General features: G+C 60.2%; 10 protein-coding genes and 1 tRNA gene. 7 read left to right on the forward strand and 4 right to left on the reverse strand.

Features of this window, described 5'->3' with window-relative positions; genetic code table 11:
• Window positions 1-171 precede the first annotated feature (171 nt).
• The 5 genes from C4334_RS13605 (at window position 172) to C4334_RS13625 (ending at window position 6,325) form a co-directional block, all read left to right on the forward strand.
• Window positions 172-945 (forward strand): hypothetical protein, encoded by a 774-nt coding sequence (locus tag C4334_RS13605; RefSeq protein ID WP_352432635.1) that lies wholly within the window; start codon window positions 172-174, stop codon window positions 943-945.
• 263 nt (window positions 946-1,208) lie between these two features.
• Window positions 1,209-2,300: a D-xylose ABC transporter substrate-binding protein gene (gene xylF / locus C4334_RS13610; RefSeq protein WP_352432636.1), complete on the forward strand. Its 1,092-nt coding sequence runs from the start codon at window positions 1,209-1,211 to the stop codon at window positions 2,298-2,300.
• A gap of 164 nt (window positions 2,301-2,464) precedes the next feature.
• The gene (locus tag C4334_RS13615) at window positions 2,465-4,036 is read left to right on the forward strand and encodes a xylose ABC transporter ATP-binding protein (RefSeq protein WP_352432637.1); all 1,572 of its coding nucleotides are present in this window, start codon (window positions 2,465-2,467) and stop codon (window positions 4,034-4,036) included.
• Between the two features lie 8 nt (window positions 4,037-4,044).
• Window positions 4,045-5,250 (forward strand): sugar ABC transporter permease, encoded by a 1,206-nt coding sequence (locus C4334_RS13620; protein ID WP_352432638.1) that lies wholly within the window; start codon window positions 4,045-4,047, stop codon window positions 5,248-5,250.
• A gap of 109 nt (window positions 5,251-5,359) precedes the next feature.
• Window positions 5,360-6,325: an ROK family protein gene (locus C4334_RS13625; RefSeq protein ID WP_352432639.1), complete on the forward strand. Its 966-nt coding sequence runs from the start codon at window positions 5,360-5,362 to the stop codon at window positions 6,323-6,325.
• A gap of 210 nt (window positions 6,326-6,535) precedes the next feature.
• Here C4334_RS13625 and C4334_RS13630 read toward each other — a convergent pair.
• Window positions 6,536-6,610, reverse strand: a tRNA-Val gene (locus tag C4334_RS13630).
• Window positions 6,611-6,662: 52 nt separating this feature from the next.
• Entirely contained in the window at window positions 6,663-7,124 is a 462-nt protein-coding gene (locus C4334_RS13635; protein ID WP_352432640.1) for a prepilin-type N-terminal cleavage/methylation domain-containing protein, read from the reverse strand.
• Between the two features lie 148 nt (window positions 7,125-7,272).
• Between C4334_RS13635 and C4334_RS13640 the strand changes: the two genes are divergently transcribed.
• Both C4334_RS13640 and C4334_RS13645 read left to right on the forward strand, forming a co-directional pair.
• Window positions 7,273-8,268 carry an AAA family ATPase gene (locus C4334_RS13640; protein ID WP_352432641.1) on the forward strand — a complete coding sequence of 332 codons (996 nt, stop codon included), beginning with the start codon at window positions 7,273-7,275 and terminating at the stop codon, window positions 8,266-8,268.
• The gene (locus tag C4334_RS13645) at window positions 8,265-9,611 is read left to right on the forward strand and encodes a DUF58 domain-containing protein (protein ID WP_352432642.1); all 1,347 of its coding nucleotides are present in this window, start codon (window positions 8,265-8,267) and stop codon (window positions 9,609-9,611) included. The genes C4334_RS13640 and C4334_RS13645 overlap by 4 nt, the downstream gene beginning before the upstream one ends.
• A 124-nt stretch (window positions 9,612-9,735) precedes the next feature.
• Here the strand turns inward: C4334_RS13645 and rfaD are convergent, their stop codons facing one another.
• Complete coding sequence (gene rfaD / locus C4334_RS13650; protein WP_352432643.1) at window positions 9,736-10,728, reverse strand: ADP-glyceromanno-heptose 6-epimerase; 993 nt, start codon at window positions 10,726-10,728, stop codon at window positions 9,736-9,738.
• 54 nt (window positions 10,729-10,782) lie between these two features.
• Entirely contained in the window at window positions 10,783-11,760 is a 978-nt protein-coding gene (locus tag C4334_RS13655) for a deoxyhypusine synthase family protein (protein WP_352432644.1), read from the reverse strand.
• Window positions 11,761-11,819: the final 59 nt, after the last annotated feature.

An 11,819-nucleotide genomic window follows, 5' to 3' on the forward strand; every position in this document is an offset into this window, starting at 1 on the left:
CGGAAGCGGGGGGGGAGAAGATCGGTCGCGATGGATTCGCGAGCTGCCACGAAGAAGTCTTCGGGATGATCTGCTTGCTGTTTCCAGCGCTGAAAAAGGGCGCGCATCGGGGCGCAGCGCGGCAGGTTCACTAGGGGTTGTGTTTCCAGCGCTGAAAAAATACAATCCGTTGTGTCGCGCGTCGCACCCGAAGTTCTCGAAGGGCTGCCGGCGCGCTTCGCTACTGCTGCCGGAGCTATGAACGAGTGCGCCAACCGTTTCGATTACTTTTCTGAGATCGAGGAGACGTTCATCCGTCGTCGCGGGAAGCCGTTGCTTCTCAGCCCGCTCGATTGGTCGCTGATCGACGAATGGAAGAGACGCGGCATCCCGCTCCACGTCGTTCTGCGCGCCATCGAACGCACCTTCGATGCTCGTCGGCAAAGTCAGCGCCATCGCCCGGTCCGGTCGCTCGCCTACTGTCGCGAAGAGGTCGAAGCGCTTTTCGCTGAGTGGCTGGAGATACAACAAGGGCGCGACGGACAAGGCGAGGCCACGAGCGAAGCGATTCCGCGCGCTGAACTCGTGGCGCACCTAGCCTCATGTCGAAAGGCGCTCTGCGCCGCACGGCAAAAAGCTGAGAGCGAAGGGGAGAAGATGTTGGCGGCGAAATTGCACCAAGTGGATGCGCGCCTCGCCGTCATGAGTCGGCGAGCGCAGGGCGAAACTACTTTGGACGCGAAGGCCATCTGCGATGAACTGGATCAACTAGAAGAAGAACTCGCACGTGCGCTGTTCGACGCGCTTACTCCCGACGAACGTCGCGCCCGACTACGAGCCGCGGAAAGAGAACTGGTCGCCTACGGCGCAAACGACGGCGCGTTGCGCGAGATGACCGAACGATTGCTCTTCAAACGTTTGCGCGAAGAGCGCGCCATCCCACGCTTGAGCTTTTTCTACCTGTGACGGATTGCTAGGCGACTAGCGCTCGTCGTCGGAGTGAGATGAACGATCCGACGCGCGGTTTCCGGAAAGTGGCGTCCCCTTATCGTCCGACCAGAGATTTTCCGTCTGCGCCCTGCCGCGTCTTCGATCCCCGCGCGGTCGGCGCGTCGCTTCATCTTCGGTCTAGAAATTTTCCCGCGCTGCTGCTAATCTTATGCGCCGCAACCTTTTCGCCGGACTGAGCGGCTCGCGGGCAAGCGACTTTCCAAAACGAGGAATACGAGATGAAGATCTTCGAAAAAACATGCTTTCTTATCTTCGCCATCTTCTTTTCGAGCATGGTCGGCTGTGTGACCGCGCCTCCCGAACAAGCGAACAAGCGACAACGCAAGACTGGCCCAGTGCGTATCGGGCTTTCAATGGATACGTTGAAAGAGGAGCGATGGCAGCGCGACCGCGATTTGTTCGTTGCAAAAGCAAAGGAAATGGGGGCCGAAGTCCTCGTGCAAGCGGCCAACAGCGATGACGCCCTCCAGTTGCAACAGGCCGAAAACCTCTTGACGCAAAACATTGACGTGCTCGTCGTCGTGCCGCACAACGCCGAAACGGCGGCGGCCATCGTCGAGGCGGCCAAACGCCAAGGCGTGCCGGTCATCTCCTACGACCGTTTGATCCGCAACGCCGATGTTGACCTATACGTCTCGTTCGACAACGTGCGCGTCGGCGAGATGCAGGCGCGTTACTTGCTCGAACGCGCGCCTGAGGGCAACTACGTGTTGATCGGCGGCGCACCCACCGACAACAACGCCCACATGTTGCGCGAAGGGCAGATGAAGGTCCTCAAGCCAGCCATCGAGAGCGGCAAGATTCGCATCGTCGCGGACCAGTGGACGCGCGAGTGGTCGCCCAAAGAAGCGCTCAATCACACGGAGAACGCCTTGACGCAAGCGAACAACCGCATCGCCGCCGTGGTTGCATCCAACGATGGCACCGCTGGCGGCGTCGTTCAAGCGTTGGAGGAGCAGGGGCTGGCGGGCAAAGTGCTGGTCTCGGGACAGGACGCGGACCTTGCGGCATTGCAACGCATCGTCGAAGGCAAACAGACGATGACCGTTTACAAACCGATCAAACAACTCGCCGAACGAGCGGCTGAAGCTGCCGTCAAACTCGCGCGCGGCGAGAACGTCGAAACCAATGGCGTCGTCAACAACGGCAAAAAGGATGTGCCGTCCATCTTGCTCGAACCGATCGTGGTTGATAAAGAGAACGTGGTTCAGACCGTGGTCAAAGATGGCTTCCACAAGTTGGAAGAGATCTACCGCAACGTCCCGCGCGACCAGTGGCCACGCATTCAAGCCTCGGCTGCGGGCGGCTGATCACGTCTCTGAGCGACTTCTGAGGCGAGTGCGTTAAGCGAAGCGTTCGTTGCACAAGGTCGGCGAGAAGTCCTTTGATTTTCAAGGATCGCGTAAGATGCGGCGGTTTCCGATCGAGCGCCGGTCGGATGGTATCCAACCATTACGGGAGCGAGAGGTAAGCTGTGGAACGGAAGCATTCGCTTCTTGAGATGCGCGACATCACCAAAACCTTTCCGGGCGTGCGCGCGCTGGACGGCGTCTCGTTCGATCTTCGAGCGGGCGAGGTCCATGCGCTGGTGGGCGAAAACGGTGCAGGCAAATCCACTTTGATGAAGGTTTTGGGTGGCGTCTATCCGTATCCGGAGTACGGCGGACAGATTTTGATCGAAGGGCGCGAGCAGCGTTTCAGCGGCGTGCGCGATGCTGAGATGGCTGGCATTGCGATCATCTTTCAAGAACTGTCGCTCGTCAAAGACATGACGGTCGGCGAAAACATTTTTCTCGGGCGCGAGCCGCGTCGCTTCGGCGTGGTCCAATGGGAGGAGCTTTACCGTCGCGCGCAGAAGTTGCTTGATGATCTTCATCTGCCGATCGACCCGCATACGCCCGTGCGCAATCTCGGCATCGGTCAACAGCAATTGGTGGAGATCGCCAAAGCGCTTTCGCACGAAGCGCGCATTCTGGTGCTGGACGAACCGACGGCGGCGCTCACCGATGCCGAAGTGGAAACGCTCTTCGGCATCCTCCGTCGTTTGCGCGCGCGCGGCGTCGGCATGATCTACATCTCGCACAAGCTCGATGAGGTGTTCGCCTTGGCGGATCGGATCACGGTGCTGCGCGACGGGCGCACGGTCGGAACGGCGCTGACCGCCGAGCTTGACCGCGGTCGCGTGATCGCCATGATGGTCGGGCGCGAGGTCGGCGATATCTTCCCGAAGAGCGAGCATGTGCCGGGCGATGTGGTCTTCGAAGCGCGTGGGATCACGGTGGAGGATCCAGCGGTGCCGGGCAAACTTCTCGTTAAGGACGTGAGCTTCGCCGTGCGACGCGGCGAGGTGCTTGGCATCGCCGGGTTGATGGGAGCCGGTCGAAGCGAGCTGTTGATGGCGATCTTCGGTGCCCATCCCGGCAGGATCGGCGGCGAAGTGTTGATCGAGGGACGCCCGGTCAAGATCAACAGCCCGGCAGAGGCCATTCGACACGGACTCGGCTTCGTCACCGAAGATCGCAAAAGGTTTGGCCTCATACTGGACCAGACGATCTTGAACAACATGACGCTGGCGAGTTTGGAACGGCTTTCAGGTCGCTTCATCACCAACGTGGATGCGGAGATCGCAGCGGGCGAACGCGCCATGCGCGAGTTGCGCATCCGCGCGCCAAACGTCTTTACTTTAGCGGGCACGCTCTCCGGCGGGAATCAGCAGAAGGTCGTTCTCGCCAAGTGGTTGCTCACCGTTCCGCGCGTTCTCTTTTTGGACGAGCCGACGCGCGGCATCGATGTCGGCGCCAAACAGGAGATCTACGCGCAGATCAATCGGCTGGCCGAGCAAGGGCTGGCCATCGTGCTCGTCTCATCGGAGCTACCGGAAGTGCTGGGCCTTGCGGATCGCGTTCTGGTGCTGCACGAAGGCAGGGTAACGGGCGAGTTTGCGCGCGGCGAAGCGACGCCCGAAGCCGTGATGGCGTGTGCCACGGGACACGCCAAAGCGACCGTCGTAAACGACGAAGATCGATCTTCGATCCTTGAACGCTGAGGTGATATATGAGTCAAGCGGCGAAAGAACCTGTGGTTCAACATCCGCCGACGAGCGCGGAGATAGCGCCGGAGACGCGCCTCTTTCGGTGGAAGGTGCAAGCATCGGTGTTGCGGGCCTACACGATGATCATCGCGCTCATCGTCGTCTGGGCCATCTTCGCTTACGTAACCGATGGCGTGTTTCTGGAAGCGCGCAATCTGTCGAACCTCATGCGTCAAACAGCGGTGACGGGCATTCTGGCCGTCGGGATGCTGATGGTGATCGTCGCCGGGCACATAGATCTCTCCGTTGGGTCGTTGCTCGGGTTGGCCGGCGGTGTGGCCGCCATTGTGCAATACTCTTACGGTTGGGGCTTGGGGGCGAGCCTCGCATCAGCGCTGTTGATCGGCCTAGTCATCGGCGCGCTTCAAGGGAGCTTGGTCGCTTACGTGAACATCCCGGCCTTCATCGTCACGCTCGGCGGTCTGCTCGCGTGGCGCGGGGTGATCAAAGGGGTCAGCGAAGGGCGCACTATTCCAATCAACATCGAAGCGTTCAAAGCGATCGGGCAAAGTTACCTTGCGCCTCCGATCGGGTGGATCTTGGCTGCCGTTGCCGTTCTCGCGATCGTTTGGAGCAACGTGCAGCGCCGCCGCGCGCGGATCAAACACGGATTGCGTCCGCCGAGCACAACCGAGCTGATCATGCGCACGCTCGTCCCATCGGCGCTCGTCGTCGGTTTCGTCTACGTGATGAACGCTTATGCCGGAGTGCCGATTCCGGTGATGGTCTTGCTCGTGGTCGCGCTCATCGGAGTCTTCATCACGCAGAACACGACCTTCGGTCGCTATCTTTACGCTATTGGCGGCAACGCGGAAGCGGCGCGCCTTTCGGGCATCAACATCCGACGGCACATCGTCGCCGTCTTCTGCTTGATGGGGTTGTTGACGGGAGTGGCTGCGATCATCTACACGGCGCGTGTCGGAAGCGCCTCGCCCGATGCCGGCGTGTTGTTGGAATTGGACGCTATTGCGGCCTGCGTCATCGGCGGCGCAAGCTTGATGGGCGGACGCGGCACGGTCTTCGGCGCTTGTCTCGGCGCGCTCTTCATGGCGAGTTTGGACAACGGCATGTCTTTGGAGAACGTGCGCGATTATATTCAAGATATCGTCAAGGGGGCGATCTTGGTCGCTGCCGTCGGATTTGATATGTTCAGTCGGCGGCGCGGCTGAAGATCGACGCTTTTTATCTTCATTGAAGCCAGAGGCCAGAAAATTGCGCAAAAAGGAAGAAAGACTCAGGGCTGTCAAAGATGAGGAAGCTAGCGAGTTAGTCATAGCAGTGGATCTGGGTGGGACGAATCTACGGGCAGCGACCGTGGATCAACGCGGACGTACGCATGATCGCGTCAAGCACCACACGCCACGCACCGACGATGCCGGCCAAATCGTGCAAGCCATCATCGCCGCGGTGCGCGAATGCGAACAGCGTAGCGCGGCGCGTGGCGCGCGCATTCGCGCCTTGGCCATCGCCCTTCCCGGAACGGTGGAAGCCGCCAGCGGAGTGGTGATGAACGCGCCGAACATCCCATGCATCAACGGCTTTCGGTTGCGCGCCGCGCTCATGGGCGATGTCTCATGGCCCGTCATCCTGGAGAACGACGCTAACGCCGCAGCCGTCGGCGAGATGTGGCAGGGAGCGGCGCGCGAGCGCCGGACCATTATCTGCCTGACTCTTGGTACAGGCGTTGGCGGCGGGATCATTCTCGATGGCAAGCTCTGGCGGGGCGTTGATGGTGCGGCGGGCGAGATCGGTCACATGAGCGTCGAACCTTTCGGCCATGCCTGCAACTGCGGTGGGCGCGGGTGCTTGGAAGTCTACGCTTCGGCCACAGCCGTTGTGCGCATGGCCCACGAAGGATTGACTCGCTACCCGAGTTCGACGCTCCGGGCGTTGACGCAGTTGACGGCCAAAGATGTCTACGAGCACGGATTGGCGGGCGATGAATTGGCGCGTGAAGTCTTCCGTCGCATGGGGCAATATTTGGGGATTGGCTTGGCCAGCCTCGTCAACCTGCTCAACCCGGAGATGATCGTCATCGGCGGCGGCGCGGCCAATGGGTGGGACCTCTTCATTGAGCACGCGCGCCAGGAGTTGCTGTCGCGTGCCTTCCCAGTTCCGGCACGGCGCGCGCAGATCGTGCGCGCCGCTTGTGGCGACGATGCCGGGTTGTTGGGCGTTGCCCATCTCGCCTTCGAGTTCTTGCAGGGCGAGATCAGCGGGACCGAAGAAGCGTTGGCGCTGTAGCCGACGAACACCGCGCCTGAGGATCGCAGCGGGCGCAAAAGTCAGTTTGTCCTTGCGGACAGGCGAAATCCCCGTGCGTTGAACGGCTGCCCTTGCGCGCGCGCCCGTGGGCGAAAAGAGGGCACCTGCCAGTAACTCTTCTCATGGAGACCAGCAGATCGTGCCGGAAAACGATGATGCGAAGAGCAGAGCGCTCTTCGCATCGGAAAATGGTGCCCGCTAGAAGATTCGAACTTCTGACCCCTCGCGTGTGAAACGAGTGCTCTACCACTGAGCTAAGCGGGCTTGATCGAAAGGTAAAAATCTAGCAAAGGGGCGCCACGAGCGTCAAGCCCCTTTATTCGATGGGCGGATCATCCGGCGAGGCCGGTTGCTCGTTGTTCTGGCGCGGCACGCTCACGTTCGAGTCGATGTAGAAGTAGCGCGTTCCGGTGACGCCTGGCTGTTGCGGGTCGGCATTAACGCTGAAAAAAGCCGGTTGCGTCCCCGATTTCGGCACCACCTTCAGGCGAAAGATGTAGCCGCTGACCACAGGCTGATCGCCCGCGAAACGCTGGTCCAAGTATCCGGCCTGAATGAGTTGATCGAACGTGCCGTACTCGCCGCGGTGCGACATGGCGTAGTCGATCTGATTGTCGCGGATGGTACGCAACGTGCCGATGGCTGCCGCCTCATTGCCGCGCCTTACGCTCGAGCGATAAGCCGGCACGATGATGCTCACCAAAATGCCGATGATCGCGACGACGATCAGCAGTTCGATCAACGAGAAACCCTGTTGGCGCCTTCTGTTTGCCGTCATCCCCTCTCCTCAACGAAAATTACACGCCGCCGCGACGGTCGAAGTTCCAAAATGCGGCATCAAACGGAGACTGAATTTTACTACGGCGCACGGCATCGGCGCTAATCTCCGCGCCAGATGCGGTTGCGACGGTCGTCGTGTAGAATGAATGGGGATCGTTTACGGCATGAATCGTCTTTCGACAACCGAAGAAAGCGTCCTCGGCGTGGCTGCGCAGCGCCTCGAACAGTTGCAGGCAGCCATCGAAACGGTAATCCATGGCAAATCCGAAGCGGTCCGACTGGCGGTCGTCGCGCTCATCGCCGGCGGCCATCTGTTGGTTGAAGATGTGCCGGGCGTCGGCAAAACGACGCTGGCGCAAGCGCTCGCCCGATCGCTTGACCTAAGCTTTCAGCGCATACAGTTCACTTCCGATCTTCTACCGTCCGACCTGATCGGGCTATCGGTTTACAACGAGCGCTCTTCCGAATTCGAGTTCAAGCGCGGTCCTGTTTTCGCACACGTTGTCCTGGCCGACGAGATCAATCGCACGACGCCGAAGACGCAATCGGCATTGCTCGAAGCGATGGCCGAAGGTCACGTCACGGTGGAAGGCGTCACTTATCCGTTGCCGCGTCCGTTCATCGTCGTCGCTACCCAGAACCCGATCGAGCATCATGGCACCTATCCGCTGCCCGAATCCCAATTGGATCGCTTCATGTTGCGCGTGCGGATCGGCTATCCGGAGCCAGAAGTCGAACGACGCATCCTGCGCGAGCGGACGCAGAGCGACCCGCTCGCCTCATTGCGGCCCGTGATGAACGGCGAAGAGGTCTTGGAGCTACAGCGCGTCGTCGCTCAGGTGCGCGTCGATGATGCCTTGGTCGATTACCTGCTGCGCATCGTGGAGGCGACGCGGCGCTCCGAAATGCTCGACCTCGGCGTCAGCCCGCGCGGCACGCTCGCTCTCTTTCGCGCTGCGCAGGCGCTGGCGCTCACCGAACATCGCTCTTATTGTCTTCCCGATGATATCAAGCGGCTCGTGATGCCGGTCTTTGCGCACCGCCTCGTGGTCAACTCACGCTTCTCCTCATCCATGCGGCGCAGCGAGGAGGCCGAGGCCGTGTTGCGCGAGATCATCAAAACGGTCGCCGTTCCGGTATGAACCGGTTGATCGAAAAAGAGCGGTCGCGGTTAGGCGCCGCTGGATTCTGGCCCAAGACTCGACGCGATTGGTTGCAAGCGGTGGCCAGCGGCGCGCTCGTCTTGGGCGGCGTATTCATGGCGGTGTTGACGGCGCTGGCGCGTCGTTGGGGGGAGCCGGAGATGGCGCGCCTTGCGGCCATTGCATCGCTCATCTTCGTTGCGCTGATCATCATCTTCGTCATTCCGCCGCTCTTTCGTTCAGCACGAGCTGAAATCGCGCTCTTTGATCTTCCGGTGCGGATCGGCGCCGGCGGCTGGCTCTTTCTCGCGCTCTTAGCGGTGGTCACGTTGGCCGCGGCCAACACCGGTAACAATCTCTTGTTTCTGATCTTCTCAACGCTCGTCTCAACTCTCTTCGTCGCCCTCGCTGCCGGAAGGATGGCGTTGCGCGAACTGCAAGTTCAGGCTCGTTTCCCGGATCATCTCTTCGCTGGAGAGTCGGCTCCCGCGCTCGTCGCCGTGCAGAACTCGAAGCGCGTGTGGCCTTCGATTTCGATCTTGGTCGAAGCGCGTGCCGTCTTCGACGGCAAGATGCACAACCGCGCCCTCGGCTATTTCGTTTACGTGCCAGCGCGGTCGCGCGTCGAGCAACGGATCGAGCATCGTTTCGATCGGCGCGGACGCTGGAAGGTGATCGGCTTTGATCTCTCGACGCGCTTCCCGTTCGGCTTCTTCCGTCTGCGTCGCCGACTCCACGCGCGCGATGTGGAGATCATCATCTATCCGAAACCGGAACCGATTGGCGACGAGCTTCACCTGTTGCCGATGGCGCTCGGCCAGAGCGAAACGGCGCGTCGCGGCACGGGACATGATCTTTACAGTTTGCGCGATTACCAACCGCACGACAGTTTGCGCCATGTTGATTGGAAGGCGACGGCGCGAGCACGACGCTTGATCGTGCGCGAGTTCACGGCGGAAGAGGAACGTCGCGTACACGTGCTCTTCGATACCATGCGCCACGAAGAGGGCAACGACTGGTCGCAACGCTTCGAGCGCGGTGTGATTTTGGCTGCTTCGCTCGTCGCCCACTTCGTCGCGGAGCGCATGGAGGTGCGCCTTTCGCTCGGCGAAGAGACGGGCGAATACGGTCGCGGACGCGATCACATGTACGCCTGCTTGCGACGGCTTGCGCTCGTGCAGACGCCGGAAAGAGTGCTTACCGCTGTAGCCAGCGCGAGATTTTGGGAAGTGCTCGTGCCGCCCGAAAAAGACGATGAAGAGTATTTGATCCTGCTAACTTCGGCTCCACACGGTTCGATCCCGACCTACGTCTGGCGCCGCTCACACGTCATACACATCTGATCGTTTGTGCAGTGGCTTTCGGTCTAAGTTGGCGCGTAGCTCGATTGACGATGCTCTTTGGGTCTTCCAAAACTCGCTGCTGAAAGAAAGCGGGCGCAAACGGTATCTCGACGCGCTTCGTTTTTCAAGCCTCATCGCCGAGGAATTTGCCGGGGAGCAGATAGTTGCGCACGTAATCGGCGACCGCCTCTTTGAGCGGCGTGATGGGTTTCGCGTAGCCGGTTTGCCGTAGGCGCGTGATGTCTGCCTGTGTGTGATACTGGTAGCGGTCGCGCAGTTCGGTCGGCATTTCGATGTATTCGATACGTGCGGGCATGTCGAGCGCGGCGAAGACCGCTTCGGCCAACTCGCGCCACGTGTGGATCTGGCCCGAACCTATGTTGAACAATCCGCTGGCCGGATTTTCGACGAAGTGGAGCGTCATCTCAACTGCGTCTTTGACGTAGATGAAGTCGCGCCCGAACTCTCCGTCGCGATAGTCGGGATGGTGACTTTTGAAGAGCTTGATCTTGCCGGTCTCGCGCGCTTGCGCGAAAGCTTTGTTGACGAGGCTGCGCATCTCGCCTTTGTGATACTCGTTCGGCCCGAAGACGTTGAAGTACTTCAGCCCGACGATGCGCGCGAGCAGACCGCAGCGATGGGCGTAAAGATCGAAGAGGTGTTTTGAATAGCCGTAGATGTTCAGCGGGCGCAGTCGTTCCAAGTTCTCCGTCCCGTCTGCCATGCCGGCGGAGCCGTCGCCGTAGGTCGCCGCGGAAGAAGCGTAGATAAAGCGGATGCCATGCTCTACCGCCCAGTGTGCGAGCGTTTTGGTGTATTCGTAGTTGTTGCGCATCATGTAACGCGCATCGCGTTCGGTGGTCGAAGAGCAAGCGCCCATGTGAAGTAGAACGCGCGTCGCGCTGAAGCTCTGCGGCGCGCGCTCCACACGTTGCAGGAATTCGTCGGCGTCCAAGTAGTCTTGGAACTTAAGCGGCGTGAGGTTCTTCCACTTGTCCGAGCAGTCCAGTCGGTCAACGACGAGGATATCGGTCTCGCCCATCCGGTTGAGTTTCCAGACGAGCGCGCTGCCGATGAAGCCGGCTCCGCCGGTGACGATGAAGCGATGCGTCGTCATTTTACGATTCCCATAACGCATTGAGTCGAGCTGGCGACACAGTCCATCGTCTGGTCACCAGCCTAGAACGTAAGCGAAGATGAGCGGCGCGACGATCGTTGCGTCCGACTCGATGACGAATTTGGGGGTTTCCACCGCCAGCTTGCCCCACGTAATCTTCTCGTTCGGGACCGCGCCCGAATACGAACCGTAGCTCGTCGTCGAATCCGAGATTTGGCAGAAGTAGGCCCAGACAGGCACGTTCTCGCGACGCAGATCCTGATGGAGCATTGGGACGACGCAGATCGGGAAATCGCCCGCGATTCCGCCGCCGATCTGGAAGAAACCGATGGGCGCTTCGGCCGATGTCAAAGTGTACCACTCGGCCAATTCGATCATGTACTCGATCCCGGTCCGCACCGTGTGGACCTGTTTGACGTCGCCTGCGATGCAGTGGGCGGCATACACGTTCCCCATGGTCGAATCTTCCCAACCGGGGACGAAGATGGGCAGATCCTTCTCCATCGCTGCATAGACCCACGAGTCTTTGGGGTCTATTTGGTAGAACTCTTCGAGCGCGCCTGAACGTAAGATGCGATACATGAACTGGTGAGGGAAGTATCTTTCGCCAGCTTGGTCGGCGCGGGTCCATTCGTCGAGCAAGGCGCCTTCGAGCCGCCGCATCGCTTCCATCTCGGGGATGCAAGTGTCGGTGACGCGGTTCATGTGACGTTCGAGCAGCGCGCGTTCGTCTTCGGGCGTCAGATCGCGCCAGTTCGGCACGCGTTCGTAGAAATCGTGAGCCACGAGATTGAAGAGATCCTCTTCGAGATTGGCGCCCGTGCAAGAGATGGCGTGAACCTTGTCTTGGCGGATCATCTCGGCGAGGCTGAGACCGAGTTCCGCCGTGCTCATCGCGCCAGCCAACGCGAGAAACATCTTTCCGCCGGCTTCAAGATGGCCACGGTAAGCGCGGGCGGCATCGATGAGCGCCGCCGCATTGAAATGTCTGAAGTGGTGTTCGATGAAAGAAGAGATCGGTGCTCGGTTCATGTTCCTTCCTCTCAGCGCATGTTTTCAAGCCGTATGGCGGGTGGTAATTGATTAGCGAC

This window comes from Pyrinomonas sp. (genome assembly GCF_040289685.1).
GTDB lineage: Bacteria > Acidobacteriota > Blastocatellia > Pyrinomonadales > Pyrinomonadaceae > Pyrinomonas.